The 15,719-nt window shown below is 74.8% G+C and carries 11 protein-coding genes; 3 read left to right on the plus strand and 8 right to left on the minus strand.

The window, feature by feature from the left end; genetic code table 11:
• On the plus strand, positions 1–3,973 hold a 3,973-nt coding region (locus tag EAD96_RS15600), incomplete at its 5' end, for an SCO7613 C-terminal domain-containing membrane protein (RefSeq protein WP_121684803.1).
• Between the two features lie 386 nt (positions 3,974–4,359).
• On the opposite strand, the gene purE is transcribed toward EAD96_RS15600, so the two are convergent.
• The 6 genes from purE to mca all read right to left on the minus strand — a co-directional run bounded on the left by purE (position 4,360) and on the right by mca (position 12,086).
• The gene (purE, locus tag EAD96_RS15605) at positions 4,360–4,851 is read right to left on the minus strand and encodes a 5-(carboxyamino)imidazole ribonucleotide mutase (RefSeq protein ID WP_121684804.1); all 492 of its coding nucleotides are present in this window, start codon (positions 4,849–4,851) and stop codon (positions 4,360–4,362) included.
• Positions 4,851–6,008, minus strand: a complete 1,158-nt coding sequence (locus EAD96_RS15610) for a 5-(carboxyamino)imidazole ribonucleotide synthase (protein ID WP_121684805.1) — start codon at positions 6,006–6,008, stop codon at positions 4,851–4,853. The genes purE and EAD96_RS15610 overlap by 1 nt, the downstream gene beginning before the upstream one ends.
• Before the next feature lie 64 nt (positions 6,009–6,072).
• Positions 6,073–8,109 carry a thioredoxin domain-containing protein gene (locus EAD96_RS15615; RefSeq protein WP_121684831.1) on the minus strand — a complete coding sequence of 679 codons (2,037 nt, stop codon included), beginning with the start codon at positions 8,107–8,109 and terminating at the stop codon, positions 6,073–6,075.
• Between the two features lie 50 nt (positions 8,110–8,159).
• Entirely contained in the window at positions 8,160–10,691 is a 2,532-nt protein-coding gene (locus tag EAD96_RS15620; protein WP_121684806.1) for a bifunctional diguanylate cyclase/phosphodiesterase, read from the minus strand.
• A gap of 180 nt (positions 10,692–10,871) precedes the next feature.
• A complete protein-coding gene (locus EAD96_RS15625) occupies positions 10,872–11,156 on the minus strand; it encodes a hypothetical protein (protein WP_120571568.1) in 285 nt (94 codons plus the stop codon).
• Between the two features lie 48 nt (positions 11,157–11,204).
• Positions 11,205–12,086, minus strand: a complete 882-nt coding sequence (gene mca / locus EAD96_RS15630; protein ID WP_120571569.1) for a mycothiol conjugate amidase Mca — start codon at positions 12,084–12,086, stop codon at positions 11,205–11,207.
• Positions 12,087–12,328: 242 nt separating this feature from the next.
• Here mca and EAD96_RS15635 point away from each other — a divergent pair, with 242 nt between their 5' ends.
• Positions 12,329–12,763 carry a DUF4307 domain-containing protein gene (locus EAD96_RS15635; protein ID WP_121684807.1) on the plus strand — a complete coding sequence of 145 codons (435 nt, stop codon included), beginning with the start codon at positions 12,329–12,331 and terminating at the stop codon, positions 12,761–12,763.
• A gap of 144 nt (positions 12,764–12,907) precedes the next feature.
• Positions 12,908–13,408, plus strand: coding sequence for a transcription elongation factor GreA (gene greA, locus EAD96_RS15640; protein ID WP_013284133.1), 501 nt, complete (start codon positions 12,908–12,910; stop codon positions 13,406–13,408).
• A 173-nt stretch (positions 13,409–13,581) separates the two neighbouring features.
• On the opposite strand, the gene ilvA is transcribed toward greA, so the two are convergent.
• Together ilvA and EAD96_RS15650 are read right to left on the minus strand one after the other, a co-directional pair.
• A complete protein-coding gene (gene ilvA, locus EAD96_RS15645; RefSeq protein ID WP_121684808.1) occupies positions 13,582–14,802 on the minus strand; it encodes a threonine ammonia-lyase in 1,221 nt (406 codons plus the stop codon).
• The gene (locus tag EAD96_RS15650; RefSeq protein ID WP_233585807.1) at positions 14,799–15,617 is read right to left on the minus strand and encodes a DUF4328 domain-containing protein; all 819 of its coding nucleotides are present in this window, start codon (positions 15,615–15,617) and stop codon (positions 14,799–14,801) included. The genes ilvA and EAD96_RS15650 overlap by 4 nt, the downstream gene beginning before the upstream one ends.
• Between the last annotated feature and the right edge of the window lie 102 nt (positions 15,618–15,719).

The raw sequence follows: 15,719 nt of genomic DNA on the forward strand, positions 1-15,719 counted from the left end.
GCGCCCCGGCCGGCGTGACCTGCCCGCCACCGAGCCGGCCCCGCCCGTCCCGCCCCGGCAACGCGCCGACGACGACCGGCCCGAGTCGGCGCCGGAGGAGTCCGCCGAGGTGCTGGGCGGTGAGACGCCGCCGGGTCCGGCCGCCACCGGCACCGCCCGGCCGGTGCCCTGGCTGCCCGAGCTGACCTGGCTGCTGCACGGCGTGGCGGTCGCGTTCGCGCTGGCGTACGCGGTCACCGGCCTGCTGCGCGCCGCCACGGTGCCGCCGGCCGCAGCCGCGGGCACGGTGCTGCTGCTCGCCGCCCTGGTCGCGCTGGCCGGGACGCTGGTGCTACGCCGGCCGCCGCTGCCGGACGTGGGCGCCGGCATCCTCACGCTGGCGGTCATCGGCGCGCTCGGGCGGGTCGCCTCGGTGGCCCTGCCCGGCCGGTCCCTGCTGCTCATCTCCGCCGTCATCGCGCTGACCGGGCTCGCCGTCCGGGCCGTACCGGAGACGGCCCGGCGTGGTCCGCAGATCGCCTCCGCGGTGGCGCTCACGGTCAGCGGCCTGGTGGTGGCCGGTGGCGCGCTGCGCGCCGGGCTGGCCCCGGTCCGGGCCGCGTTGCCCGCGTGGTCGGCGGACCTGAGCGAATGGCACGCCGAGCTGGCCGGGGCGGTCGGCCCGACCGGCTGGCAGCTCGCGGCCAGCGCGTTGCTGCTGACCGTCGCCGCCGTGATCGCGTTGCCGGCCGAGATCCGGCGCGAGTTCGCCGTGGTCGGTGCGGCGCTCACCGCGCTCGCCGTACCCGCGTCGCTCGGTCTGGGCTGGGCGGCGGCCTGCTGGCCGATGCTGCTGACCGCTGTCGCGGTCGGCGTGCTCGGGCTGACCGCACGCACCGAACGGGCCGCGGTGGCGCACGCGGTGACAGCGGGCGGGCTGGGCCTGATCGGCGCGGGCGCGGCGCTCGCCCGCCCGGCGCTCACCGCCGCCGCGCTGACGGTGCTGTTCCTGGCCGGGGCGCTGGTGTCCCTCGCCCCACGGGTCCGGCTCGCCGCCGCCGCGACGGAGACGGTCTGCGCCTGGGCCGCCGGTGGCGCGGCGTTCGCCCTGCCCGGCGCCGTCGCCGCGTTCGTGGCGGCCACGGTGCCGACGCCGCCGGTCGCCACACCGGCGAACCTGCGTGAGATCACCGTGCCGATCCTCGCGGCGAGTTTCCTCGCCGTCTGCGTGACGCTCGGCTACGCCGCCCTGGTGCAGGTGGCGCAGCGGCATCTGAGCATGCCGCACGCGCTCGGCACGGTGCTCGGCGCGGTGGCAGTCGCCGCCGCCGCGTTCGGCGCGCCGGGCGCGACCTCGGCCGACGCCTGGGTGGGCAGCCTACTCCTGGTCGCCGCCGCGCTGCTGGCGCTCGCTCCGCGCATCGACGCCGGGCGCCGGGCCGACATGTCCCTCGACGGGTCCGACCTGGCGCTGGCCGCCACCACGGTGGCGCTCGTCGCCACGCTGGCCCGGATCGCCGCGGTGCTCGCTCCCGGCGGCCAGCTCGTGGTGGCCTCCGCGCTGGTGCTGCTGGTCGCGGTGGCCGCCCGGGCGTTGCCCGACGAGTGGCGGCGCGGCCCGATCCTCGGCATCGCCGCCGGTGGCACGCTGATCGGGTTGATCGCCGCCTGGAGCGCCTTGCGCGGCGGGCTCGGCGTGCTCGCCACGCCCGGCCCGATCTGGGCCGGCGACCTGACCGGCTGGCCGGCCGCGCCGACCGGCGGCTCGACCTGGCAGGCCCCGGTGGCGCTGGCGCTGCTGGCGGTGACAGCGGCCATCCTGCTGCCGCCACCGTGGAAGTACGACGTCTCCGGCCTGGCCGCCGTGCTCGCCACGGTGGGCGCACCCGCCGCGTTCGACCTGCCCTGGTGGTCCCCGGTGCTGGTCGGCTGCATGGTCGCCACCGTCTACGGCATGGCCGCCGCGGCCGCTGTCGATCCCCGGGCCGCGCTGTCCCGGGCCACCGTGGCCGGGGTGGTGGCGCTGCACGCGGCCGGGGCCGGGCTGGTACGGCCGTGGACCACGGCGCTGGCGCTCGGCAGCATCGCGCTGATCGGCGCGACGGTGGCCGCGGTGGCCCGCACGCTCGCGCCGTCGCTCGTCGACGACATCCGCACCGAGGGCATGCCGCCGCACCTGGTGCAGGTGGGCGGCGCGGGTGCCGGGGCCGCAGTGCTCGCGCTGCCCGGCGCGGTGGCCGCGCTGGCAGTCGAGTACGGCCGCCCGCCCCAGGTGGTGCTCACCGCCGCGCTCGCCGCCGCCAGCATCGGTCTGGCCGCGATCGCGGCGGTACGCCGGCAGGTGCCGCAGTACCTTCCGTACGCCAGCGTCGCGGTGGTCGGCGCGGCCACCGTCACCGCCGCCGCGGCGCTCGCTGTCGGCCTGCCGGCGGGCGTGTTCGCCGCCGCCGCCGCGCTGCTCGGTGTGCTCGCCGAGCTGGTGCGGGCCGCCACCGTCCCGCCCGCCGGTTCGGGCCGGCCGGTACGCCGCTGGACCGTGCTGCTCAACGGCGCGCTGCGGCGTGCCCCGGACGATCCCGAGCTGCGCTGGCGGGTCAGCCCGGCCGCCGGTGCGCTCGCCGCCGCGGCGCTGCCCACCGCGCTGGCGCTGGCCACCCTGGCGCCGTCGCTCGTGGTGGCGCTGTTCTCGCCCTTCGCGGTGCTGAGCCGGGTGTGGCAGGGCCCGCCACCGGAGTTGCTGACCCCGCCGCCGGAGGCGGTCAACCCCACGCACGTGCTCACCGCGTTGCTGCTGACAGTGACCGCGGCACTCGCCGCCACCGGGTTCAGCGGCGGGCGCCGGTCCCGGGCGGTGCCGGTGATCCTGCCCGGCGCGGCGATCACGCTGCTGATCACGCCGGTGGCGCTCGGCAAGGGCTGGCCGGTGACCGCGCTGGCCGCGCTCGCGGTGTTCACCATCTCGATGCTCGGGCTGGCGCTCACCCCGCCGCCGGCGATCGCCGAGCCGGGCCGGTCGATCCGGGTGGCCCGGGTGCTGGTCTTCGCGCTCGGGCTGGCCGCCGGTGGCGCCGGGCTCGCCGGCAGCCTCGCCACGAGCGACCTGACCGTGTTCACGCTCGGCGGGGCGGTCGGCGTGGGTGCCGTCGCCGCGCTGTTCGGCACCACCCAGCGGGCGCGCATCCTGGGCTGGTTGTTCGGCTCGGTGATGGCTCAGCTGTTCGTGCTCACGATCGGCCTGAAGTCCGGGCTGGCGGCCGTCTGGTCCGCGTTCGGGGTGCTCGCGGTCGGCGCGGCGTTGCAGGTGTTCGCCGCCACGCTGCCCCGGCTGCGCCGCCCCGAGGCGTACCGGGAGGCGGCCACAGTCGAGTGGAGCGGCTACGGGGCGGCGCTCATCGCGCTGGCGCTGGCGTACGACTCGCCCCGGCACATCGCCGCGCTGCTGGCCGCATGGGGCGCGGTCCTCGGGGTGGCGGCCAGCCGTCCGGGACGCCGGCCGATGGAGCGCAACCTTCTGTTCTGGGCGGTGGTGGCCTGCGAGATCAGCGCCTGGTGGATCCTGATGCGGGTGGCCGACGTGGCGCTGCCGGAGGCGTACACGCTGCCGTTCGCCGCACTCGCCCTGCTGGTCGGCGTCCTGCAACTGCGGCACCGGCCCGACCTGTCGAGCTGGGTGGCGTACGGGCCGGCGCTGGTCACCGCGTTCCTGCCCACGCTGGCGATCGTCATCGCGACCGAATCGAGCATGCTGCGTCAGGTGCTGCTGCTGCTCGGCGCCGTCGCGGTGCTGATCTTCGGCTCGACCAGCCGGCAGCAGGCCCCGGTGATCGTCGGCGCGACGGTGACCGCGATCGCGGCCGTGCACGCGTTGTTCAGCCTCGGCCCGTGGCTGGTGCTGATCCCGGTCGGCATCGTGCTGCTGGTGCTCGGTGCGAGCAACGAACGTCGCCGTCGCGCCCAGGAACGCCTCCAGACCGCGCTGCGCGGCATGCGGTGAGCCGTCCGGCCCGGGCTGTGACCGGCCCGGGCTGCGCCTGGCCCGGGCTGTGACCCCGCCTGGCTGTGACTGGTCGGCCTAGCCGGCTCGCGTCCGGGTCCGCGGCCCCGTGCGCGACCGCCCTCAGTTCGGTCACGCTCCGTGCCGGCCGGGCGCGGCGCGAGCATTCCCCTCTGCCGCCTTTGCTCTGCACCCACCGACGCAGCAGTTACCCCACGTGACGATCGCCGCCGCCGAGCTGTCGGCGTCGAAATGCCGCGTCGCAGGTCGTTGCCGTGCTGCGCCGATGGCTGCAGAGCAAAGGCGGCGGAGAGCACCAATCCTCGCCCGCCAGGTTGGTCACGCAGAGCAACCAGGCGGCGTTGAGCACGCAGGGTGACGGGTGGTCAGATCAGGGAGGCGCGCAGCGCGGCTTCCTTCTCGGCGACCAGATCCTCCAGGCTCGCCTGGTAGGCGGCCATCCTGTCGCGCAGCACCGGGTCGGAGGCGCCCAGGATGCGTACCGCCAGCAGGCCGGCGTTGCGGGCGTTGCCGATCGACACGGTGGCGACCGGCACGCCGGCCGGCATCTGCACGATGGACAGCAGCGAGTCCATGCCGTCCAGGTACTTCAGCGGCACCGGTACGCCGATGACCGGCAGCGGGGTGACCGAGGCAACCATGCCGGGCAGGTGCGCCGCACCGCCCGCGCCCGCGATGATCACCTGGACACCGCGATCGGCGGCGGTCCGGCCGTACTCGATCATCTTGACCGGGGTGCGGTGCGCCGAGACCACGCCCACCTCGTACGGCACGCCGAACTCGTCGAGCGCCTCGGCGGCGGCCTTCATGACCGGCCAGTCCGAGTCGCTGCCCATGATCAGCCCGACCGTGCTCATCAGTGCCCCTCCTGGAGCCAGCGGGCGGCACGCGCAGCCCGGGCCCGTACGTCAGCCAGGTCGTTGCCGAGCACGGTGACGTGCCCGATCTTGCGGCCCGGGCGGACCTGCTTGCCGTACAGGTGGACCTTGGCCCTGGGCTCGGCGGCGAACAGGTGGTGCAGCCGCTCGTCGATGGAGATGCCGCCCGGCTCGCCGCCCAGCACGTTCGCCATCACCACGACCGGCGCGGTCAGCGAGGTGTCCCCCATCGGGTAGTCGAGCACCGCCCGCAGGTGCTGCTCGAACTGCGAGGTCCGGGCCCCCTCGATGGTCCAGTGCCCGGAGTTGTGCGGCCGCATCGCCAACTCGTTGACGACCAGCCCGGACGGCGTGTCGAACAGCTCCACCGCGAGCAGGCCGACCACGCCGAGCGCGGTGGCCAGGTCGATGGCGAGCTGCTGCGCGGCCACGGCCTGCTCCTCGGGCAGGTCGGGCGCGGGCGCGAGCACCTCGACGCAGATGCCGTCGCGCTGCACCGTCTCCACCACCGGGTACGCGGCGACCTGCCCGAACGGCGAGCGGGCAACCTGCACGGCCAGCTCCCGGCGCAGCGCCACCCGCTCCTCCACCAGCAGCGGGGTGCCACCCGCGAGCAACGTGGCGGCCAGCTCGCCGGCCTGGCCGGCGTCGTCGACCATCCAGACGCCGCGGCCGTCGTAGCCGCCCCGGGCGGCCTTGAGCACCACCGGCCAGCCCGTCTCCTCGCCGAAGGCGATCAGGTCGGCCGGGGACTCCACTGGACGCCAGGCCGGGTTCGGCGCGCCCAGCTCGCCGAGCCGTTCCCGCATCACCCGCTTGTCCTGCGCGTGCACCAGCGCCTCGGCCGGCGGGAACAGCTTCACGCCCTCGTCGGTCAGGGCGCGGATGTGCTCGTTGGGGACGTGCTCGTGGTCGAAAGTGACCACGTCGCAGCCCTTGGCGAACGTACGCAGCGCGGCCAGGTCGGTGTGGTCGCCGTACTGGACGTCGGCGGCGACCAGCGCGGCGCCGTCGTCCGGGGCTTGCGCCAGCACGCGCAGCGACTGGCCGAGAGCGATGGCGGCCTGGTGGGTCATCCGGGCGAGCTGGCCGCCACCCACCATGCCCACGACGGGGAGACCGGTACGGGAGTCCATAGCGCCGCCAGCCTATAAGGGCCGGTACCGGGCCGGACCGTGAGGGCGGCCCGGGCCGCCCCGCTCAGCCGAGCTGCGCGATCAGCTCGTCGACGCCGGTCACCGGCCGCTGGCAGACGAAGCCCCGGCAGACGTACGCGGCGGGCCTCCCGTCGACGAACGGCCGCCCGGCCAGCAGCGGCACGCCGGGCTGATCCGGGGCGCCGGCCACCACCACCGCGCCGGGCGGGGCGTGGCGCCGCGCCGCGGCCACCAGCGGGTCGCCCTCCGGGTCGCCGGTCGCCACAGCGATCTCGTACGGCCCGGACAGCAGCGCCTCCCCGACGGTGGCCGCGTACCCGGTGAACCGGGCGTGCCGGTCGACGATCGGCGCGACAGTCGACAGCGTCTTCTCGGCCGCCTCCCGGTAGCGGGTCTCCCCGGTCAGCGCCGCGTACGCCACGAGCGCCGCGACGATCGCCGACCGGCCCGACGGGGTCGCGTTGTCGGTCGGATCGGCGGGCCGGGTGACCAGGCGCTCGGCGTCGTCGGCCGTGTCGTAGAAGGCGCCGTCCGGGCCGGCGAACCGGGCCAGCGCCACGTCGAGCAGCTCGCCGGCCAGGCTCAGCCACCGCCCCTCGCCGGTGAGCTGGTGCATCGCGCAGAACGCCTCGGCCACGCAGCCGTAGTCCTCCAGCACGCCGGCCGGCTCACCCACGATCTTGTCCCGGGAGACCCGGCGCAGCCGGCCGTCCACCAGGTGCGCGGCGGCCAGGTGCTCGGCCGCGTCCCGCATCGCGCCGTCGGAGACGATGAGGACGCCGTCCATCAGGTTCGCGTCCTCGTCGTCGGGCGACACGAGAAGCGTGGCGACCTGCTGGAACTCCGCGATGGCGGTGATCGCGAGCCCGTTCCAGGCGGCCACCACCTTGTCGTCGCGGGCCGGCTGGGGGCGGGTGTCGCGGGCGGCCAGCAGCCGGCCCACCACGTCCTGCCAGCGGGCCCGCACCTCGGGGTCGGCGTCGTCGACGTCCCGCGCCAGCCGCAGCACGCTGGTGCCGTGCTCGAACGTGCCGTCGGCGGTGACGCCGAACAGGTCCGCGGCGAACCGGCCGTCGTCCTCCCCCAGCACCTCGGCGAGCTGGTCGGGCGTCCAGACGTAGGTGAGCCCCTCGACGCCCTCGGTGTCCGCGTCGAGCGCCGAGGCGAAGCCCTCACCGGCCCGGTGCAGCTCGTCGGCGAGGAACCGGGCCGTGTCGCGGGCCACCCGGCGGGCCAGCCGGTCGCCGGTGAGCCGCCAGAGCTGGGTGTAGACCCGCAGCAGCAGCGCGTTGTCGTAGAGCATCTTCTCGAAGTGCGGCACGGTCCAGTGGCCGTCCACCGAATAGCGGGCGAAGCCGCCCGCGAGCTGGTCGTTGAGGCCGCCGCGAGCCATCGCCTCGCAGGTGTGCCGGACGATCTCCAGGCTGCGCGCCGAGCCGGTGCGCTGGTGGTGCCGGAGCAGGAACAGCAGGTTCATGTGCGGCGGGAACTTCGGCGCGCCGCCGAAACCGCCGTTCGTCTCGTCGTACTCCCGGGCGAGCTGACCGGCGGCGGCGTCGAGCAGTTCGGCGGTGAGCGGGGCGGTGACGCCGCCGACTGCCTGCGCGCCGCCGATCGCCTCGACCACGGCGGCACCCTGCCGCAGCACCGCCTCGCGCTGGTCGCGCCAGGCGGTGGCGACCGAACCGAGCAGGCGGACGAAGTTGGCGCGGGGGAAGTACGTGCCGCAGAAGAACGGGGTGCCGTCCGGCGTGGCGAAGACGGTCATCGGCCAGCCGCCCTGCCCGGTCATCGCCTGGGTGGCGGTCATGTAGACCGCGTCGACGTCCGGGCGCTCCTCGCGGTCGACCTTGACGCAGACGAAGTCGTCGTTCATCAGCCGGGCCACTGCCTCGTTCTCGAACGACTCGTGGGCCATCACGTGGCACCAGTGGCAGGCCGCGTAGCCGACCGAGATCAGCACCGGCACGTCGCGCCGCTTCGCCTCGGCGAACGCCTCGTCGCACCAGGGCCACCAGTCGACCGGGTTGTCGGCGTGCTGGAGCAGATAGGGCGAGGTGGCCTTGGCGAGTCGGTTCACCACCCGACCCTATCCACCATCGCCTTCCGACGCCGCCGGTGCGGCACGGGTCAGGAGGCGCCGTCGGCGCGCAGCGGGAAGACGTTGCCGACAGCGGCGTCGCGCAGCGACCCCAGCACCGCGGCGATCTTGTCGGCCGGCATCGGCTTGAAGAAGTGGTAGCCCTGGGCGGCGGTGCAGCCCAGCTCGGCCAGCGCGGTGCGTTGCTCGGCGGTCTCGACGCCCTCGGCCACCACCCGCAGCCCCAGCTCGTGGGCCAGCCCGACGGTGGTCCGTACGATCGCCGCCGCCTCCGGTGAGTCGGCCATCCGGAGCACGAACGAGCGGTCCACCTTCAACTCGTCCACGGCGATCCGGGTGAGGAACGTCAGCGACGAGAACCCGGTGCCGAAGTCGTCCACGGCGAGCTGCACGCCCATGGCACGCAGCGTGGCCAGCACCTCGTCGATGACCTCCAGCTCGCTCATCACCACCGTCTCGGTGATCTCCAGAACCAGCCGGTGCGGCGGCACCTGGTGGCGGCGCAGCGCCTCCTCGATCTCGGCGGGCAGCCGCGGGTCGAGCAGGCTGCGCGCGGACAGGTTCACCGAGATCGGGACGTCCAGCCCGTCCCGCGCCCAGCCGGAGGCGACCTCCAGCGCCTTGTCCAGCACGTACCGGGTGAAGCTGCCGAGCTGCTCGCTGTTCTCCACCGGGCGGATGAAGTCGGCCGGGCCGAGCCAGCCCCGGCGCGGATGCCGCCACCGGATCAGCGCCTCCACCCCGGTCGGCGCGCCGGTGGCCAGGTCCACCGCCGGCTGCAACGCCAGCACCAGCTGGTCGTCGGCGGCCAGCGCCTCCCGCATCTCCGCGAGCAACGCCAGGTGGTCGGTGCTCGCCGCGTCGCGGGAACTGTCGTACGCGGCGACGCTGCCGCCGCCCTCCTTCGCCTGGTACATGGCGATGTCGGCACGCCGCAGCAGCTCGGTCAGGTCGGCCGCGCCCGCGTCGGCGACCACCACGCCCACCGCCACCTCGACGGACATCCGTACCCCGGCCACCTCGGTCGGAGCGGCGAGGCGCTCGGCGACCTCCCGGGCCTGGCGCAGCGCGTACGCCAGCGGGGCCGTCCGGTCCTCGACCAGCGGGACCGAGGTCAGCAGCAGGGCGAACTCGTCGCCGCCGAGGCGCCCGAGCAGGTCGCCCGGCCGGGTCAGCGCGGCGAGACGGTTGGAGGTGAGCCGCAGCAACTGGTCGCCCGCCGAGTGCCCGAGCGTGTCGTTGACTTCTTTGAACTGGTTCACGTCGAGCAGCAGCAGGGCCACCGGGTGGTCGTGCGCGCGCTGCCGCAGCGCCTGGTCCCCCTTGGCCAGCAGCGCCGCCCGGTTGAGCAGTCCGGTGAGCTGGTCGTGCACCGCGTCGTACGACGAGCGGGCGGTGACCAGACGCAGCTCCCGGTGCGTGGCGGCGTCGTGCAGGGCGGCGGCCAGGGCGTCGCCGAAGGCCGCCACGCCGTCGCGTTCCCGCGCGCTCGGCGGGGCGGACCGGGCGAACCGCACCCGCAGGTGCCCGACCTCGGCCGATCCCACCGCGAGGCGCCGCACCAGTTCGTGCTCCCCCGGGTCGGCGCCGGCGGACGGCTCCACCTCCCGATCGCGGACCTGCCCGCCGCGGTCGGCCCGGTAGCGGCGCCAGCGGCCCTCGCCCCGGGCCACGTCGACCTCGACCAGTTCCGCGCCGAACAGGGTGAGCGCGCCGGTCACCGCGGCGGTCGCCACACCGCGCTCGTCGAGCTGGTTGAGCGCGGCGGTGGCCTCGGCGAACGCCCGCCAGGTGCGCCGCTCCTGGTCGGCGCGGAGCCGGTGCCGGTAGGTCTGCTGGAGCAGCCAGAGCGGTGGCGGCAGGAGCAGCAGCCAGCGCGCGTCGAGTTCGAGCAGCGCGACGACCACCAGGCCGACCGCCACGTTGCCGACGAACATGAGCAGCTTGCCGCGCAGCGCGGCGAGCAGCGGCGGCCCGATCGCGATGCCGTGCCGCAGCGCGAGCGTGACGGCGCCCAGGAAGGCGGTGGTCAGCAGGTACGCGACCGCGGCGGCGGTGAGCGTGAGCGCCAGCTCCGGGGTCGGCGCGGCGAGCAGCGGCGGGCCGAGCGCGGTGGCCACGGCCGCGGCGAGCGCGGTGGCGGCGGTGAGCGTACCGGCGATCCCGACCAGTTCCAGTGCGGGACGGCGGTCGGAGACCACCGACATCGCGGTCCAGGCGGCGCCCACGCCAAGCAGGGCGGCGGCCGGGAGCCAGCCGGCCGGCACCAGCCAGAGGCAGACCACGAGCGCGGCCTCGCCCCAGGTGATGCTCACCATGCCCGAGGCGCTGCGGAAGCGCAGCCGGGCGAGCTGGGCCACCGCGAACGCGGCGGCGGCGATGCCGAAGCACGCCGGACCGGGCAGTGCCTCGCCGGCCGGCAGGTGCGACGGGACGGTGAGGCCGAGCGCGGCGGCGAGCAGACCGGTCAACGCGACCGCGACGGTGAGCAGGACGACGCCCACCGGTGTCCCGCGCAGGCCGATCCGGTCGGGGGAACGGTCGGCCGGCTCGGTGGTCACGGGGCCGCCCCGTCAACGGGTCGGGCCGGGGCATGGTCGGGGGCCGGTGCTGTCTTCGACATCGGCGTCCCCCTTCCGCGCAGGGTCCGGGGCCTGACGGTCCCCCCGGCGGAAGGCTAAGCCAAAGCCGGTGGTCGCAACAGGGGGCGACGACCGGCTTCGACGTGATTCACGCGGTGTTCAGCTGTTCCGGTGCTGCTGGGAGCCGTTGGGCGCGTTCGTCGGTGAATCCTGCTCGACGAGCCCGTCTGTCGGATCGGCGACTGCGGAATCGGCCCGGCCCGGGGCGCCCTGCTGCGGGAAGCGATCGGGCAGCCGGCGCAGCCGGGCGTTCATGTTGCGGATCAGCAGGACGGTGACGGTGGCCAGCGCGACGATCAGGAAGAGGCCCATCGGACCGGCCAGACCACCCGTGCGGGTGTCACCGAAGTTGTTCTGCGCGAGCACCTCGACGGTGGTCAGCATGGTGTTCCTCCGATGTGCGACTGAGCACCAGGGTAGCCCCCGGCCCGGTCAGTGGGCACGGCACGCCTCACGTACGCCCGCGAACAGGTCGGACTCGGGCAGCGGGCTGTCGACCAGCGAACGGGCGAGTTGGAAGTCCTCCGTCGGCCAGGCGCGCTTCTGCAGCTCCATCGGCACCTGGAACCAGAAGCCGTCCGGGTCGATCTGGGTGGCGTGCGCACGCAGCGCGTCGTCGCGGACCGGGAAGTAGTCGGCGCACTCGACCCGGGTGGTGATCCGGGCGCCCTTGTCGGGGCGCTCGTCCCAGCGCTTCATCCACTCGCCGTACGGCGATTCGAGCCCGGCGGCGAGCACCGCCTCGTGCAGGCTCATGATCTTGGCGCGGGAGAAGCCCACGTCGTAGTAGAGCTTCAGCGGCTGCCACGGCTCGCCCAGCTCGGGGTGGCGCTCCGGGTCACCGGCCGCGTCGAACGCCGCCACGGTGATCTTGTGGGTCATGATGTGGTCGGGGTGCGGGTAGCCGCCCTCCTCGTCGTACGTGGTGACGACGTGCGGGCGGAACTGCCGCATCAGGCGCACCAGCGGCGCGGCGGCGACGTCCACGTCCTGGAGGGCGAAGCAGCCCTCGGGCAGCGGCGGCAGCGGGTCGCCCTCGGGCAGCCCGGAGTCGACGAAGCCGAGCCACGCCTGCTCGACGCCGAGGATGGCCCGGGCGGCGTCCATCTCGGCGCGCCGGATGTCACCGATGTTCGCCCAGACGTCGGGGCGGTCCATCTTGGGGTTGAGCACGCTGCCCCGCTCGCCACCGGTGGCGGTGACGACCAGGACGTCCACCCCCTCGGCGACGTATTTCGCCATCATGGCGGCGCCCTTGCTCGACTCGTCGTCGGGATGGGCGTGCACCGCCATGAGACGCAGCTGTTCTGCCACCTTCGGCGCTCCTCGTCTGTGCCCGCCGACCGGCCCCCGGGCCGACCGGCTGACCTGCCGGAATCTCCCCCCGCGCCCGCGAAAGCCCCCGTGACGGCCGGCCGGGCCCGCCACCGGAGTGGCCAGGGCCACGCCCGCCGGTCCAGGCCGACCTGCCATCCTTGACTCAGCGCCGGGCTGGGAAGATGGACCTAGCCATTCTTGCCGATGCCGCCGACAACAACGCCAGGAGATACCCGCCGGTGAGCGAGACGCACGCCACAGTCGCCGCGGAGGCGCCGGCCTTCCCGCCGGGCCGCTACGGCCGCCGCCGGGAGCCGGGACGCCGCCGGCCACTCCTGCTCGCCCTCACTGTGACGGTCCTCCTCGCCGTCCTCGGGCTGGGCGCGGCGAAGCTCTACTACCAGTACGGCGACCCGCAGTACCAGGGCGAGATGATCAGCTACACCGACATCACCGACTCCCGGGTGGTGGTCGACTTCCGGGTCACCGTGCCGCCCGGCGGCTCCGCCACCTGTCTGCTGCGGGCCCGCTCCCACGACGGGGCACAGGTGGGCAGCGCCGAGACCACCGTGACCGCGGAGCCCGGCCAGCGCCACATCCGCACCCGGCAGGAGGTGCCCACGAGCGCCCGGCCGTTCATCGGCGAGGTCCTGCGCTGCCGGCCCGCCGGCTGAGCCGTACCGCCGGCGAGTCGCCGGCCACCGCACCCCGGCCCGCCACCGGCACCCGGGGTGATTGATCACACCTCGACGCGACCCGCACTGGTAGCCTTGCAAGTTCACCTGTCAGCCAGTCCGCACCAATCGAGGAGACCGCCTGTGTCCACAAATGGAAACGAGGCGCCCGCCACCTGGCTGTCCCAGGACGCCTACGACCGTCTGCAGGCCGAGCTCGACGAGCTGATCGCCAACCGGCCGGTCATCGCCGCCGAGATCAACGCCCGTCGCGAGGAGGGCGACCTGCGGGAGAACGGTGGCTACCACGCCGCCCGTGAGGAGCAGGGCAAGGCCGAGGGCCGCATTCTCTACCTCAAGGAGCTGCTGCGCACCGCCAAGGTCGGTGAGGCGCCGGACACCGACGCGGTGTCGCCGGGCATGGTCGTGAAGATCTACTTCGACGACGACGCCGACGACAGCGAGACCTTCCTGCTCGGCTCCCGGGAGATCGCCTCCACCACCGACCTCACGGTCTACAGCCCCGAGTCCGCGCTCGGCAAGGCGATCCTCGGTGGCAAGGCGGGGCAGACCTGCACCTACACCGCGCCGAGCGGCGCCGATATCAAGGTGACCATCGTCTCCTTCGAGCCGTACAGCGGCTGACCCCTTCCGGACCCGCGCCGGATGGCTCGGGTCCCGAACCCGACCGAGGCTGACAGGCCCTCCTCGGACCCGAGCCGCACACCCGAACGCCCCGACCGGATCATCCGGCCGGGGCGTTCGCGTTGCGCTGTGGTGTTCCCGTTCCGCTCGGGCGTCGCGATTCCGCCGAGGGCTCAGCCCTCGCCGGTGAAGACCACCTGGTAGCCGCTCGCACGCAACGCGCTGATCAGCGTGTCCGAGTGCTCCACCCCGCGGGTCTCCACGGACAGGGCCACCTCCACCTCGCCGAGGCGCAGGTGCGGGTTGGCGCGCTGGTGCACCACGTCCACCACGTTGGCCCGGTGCTCGGCGATCTCGCCGAGCAGGGAGGCGAGCTGGCCGGGCCGGTCCGTGCAGCGCACGGTGATCCGCAGGAACCGGCCGGCCGCCGCCAGGCCGTGCTCGATCACCCGGAGCATCAGCAGCGGGTCGATGTTGCCGCCGGACAGCACCGCGACGACCGGCGCGGTCACCTCCACCGCGCCGGCCAGCAGCGCCGCCACGCCGACCGCGCCGGCCGGCTCGACGACCTGCTTGCCGCGTTCCAGCAGCATCAGCAGCGCCCGGGAGATGTCCTCCTCGGAGACCGTGACGACCTCGTCGACGAGCTTGCGGACATGGGTGAAGGTCAGCTCGCCCGGACGGCCGACGGCGATCCCGTCGGCGATCGTCGCGAACGAGGGCAGCCGCATCGGCTCGCCGGCCCGCAGCGAGGGCGGGAAGGCGGCGGCGCTCGCCGCCTGGACCCCGATCACGCGTACGTCGGGACGCAGCGCCTTGGCCGCCACCGCCATGCCCGAGACCAGCCCGCCGCCGCCCACCCCGGTCACGATGGTGCGCACGTCCGGGCACTGTTCGAGGATCTCCAGCGCCACGGTGCCCTGCCCGGCGATGACGTCCGCATGGTCGAACGGGTGGATGAACACCGCGCCGGTCCGCTCGGCGAAGGTCTGCGCCGCGACGAGCGACTCGTCCACCGTGTTGCCGACCAGCTCGATCTGCGCGCCGTACCCCTTCGTCGCGGCGACCTTCGGCAGCGGCGCGTTCACCGGCATGAAGACGGTGGCGTGCGCGCCGACCAGCCCGGCGGCGAGCGCCACCCCCTGGGCGTGGTTGCCGGCGCTCGCCGCGACCACGCCGCGGGCCCGCTCCTCGGCCGAGAGCCGGGAGATCCGCACGTACGCGCCGCGCACCTTGTACGACCCGGCGCGCTGGAGGTTCTCGCACTTGAGCCAGACCGGCCCGTCGAGCGCGGCGCTGAGCGGCCGGGACGGCTCCAGCGGGGTGGTACGGGTGACACCGGCGAGCAGTTCCCGCGCGGCCTGTACGTCGGCGAGACCGACCAGTTCCGTCATGCCCCGATCGTGCCACCCGGGGCGGGCGGAACCTGCGGCGACGTCGGCGCGACCGGCATCGGCGCGGCGGGCGCGGGCCAGCCCGGTTGACCGGGCCAGGCGGACTGGCCGGGCCGGACCGGCTGTCCCGGCCACGCGGGGACGGCCCGCGCGAGCCGGTCCTGCTGGGCGGCGGAGATCCGGCGGATCAGCACGACGAACGTGATCCCGGCGACCAGGCAGGCCACCGCCGGCACCAGCCGGGGCGCGAGCGCGTCCTCGTAGAAGCGCACGTACGTGCCGAACTCCGCGTCGTTGCGGGGCAGCTCGGTCAGCCGGTCGTAGCGCTGCTGCTCGGCCCGGGCGACGAACCGGTCACCGATCAGGAACACCAGCCAGCTCGCCCACCACACCCCGACGAGCCACGACTGGCGGCGTCGCCAGACGCTGTTGCGGAGCAGGTCGGCGAGCACCCGGGCCGGTACGACGAAGTTGGCGAACGGCACCAGCCAGCCGGCGATGGCCCACGCCGGGCTGAGGTTCGGCACCGCGCCCGGGAACGCGTCCAGGTTCTTGCGGGCCCGCCAGGTCCAGATCACCACGAGCGTCCCCGCGGTCAGCAGGGCGAGCAGGTAGGGCAGCGAGAACAGCACCTCGGCCAGCACCGCGCCGAGCAGCACGTCCCGGTCGAGCTGCTCGGCGGCCGAACGGGCCATCCGCACACCCACGATCGGGAACAGCGCCGTGAGCAGGTAGCACAGGGTGGCGGCGCCGACCGCGAACGCGCCGGCCACGGCCAGGCCACCCACGCCGTACGTGGGCAGGCCGGGGCTCACGGCGGGCTGACCGACTCGGGTGCCGCAGCGCCGGCACTCCTCATAGGCCGGGGACGTGGGGTCCCCGCAGGTCTGGCAGTGCATCGGGGACCGTCCGAGGTG

The sequence above is a fragment of the Micromonospora sp. BL1 genome (assembly GCF_003667485.1).
In the GTDB taxonomy this organism is placed as follows: domain Bacteria; phylum Actinomycetota; class Actinomycetes; order Mycobacteriales; family Micromonosporaceae; genus Micromonospora; species Micromonospora tulbaghiae.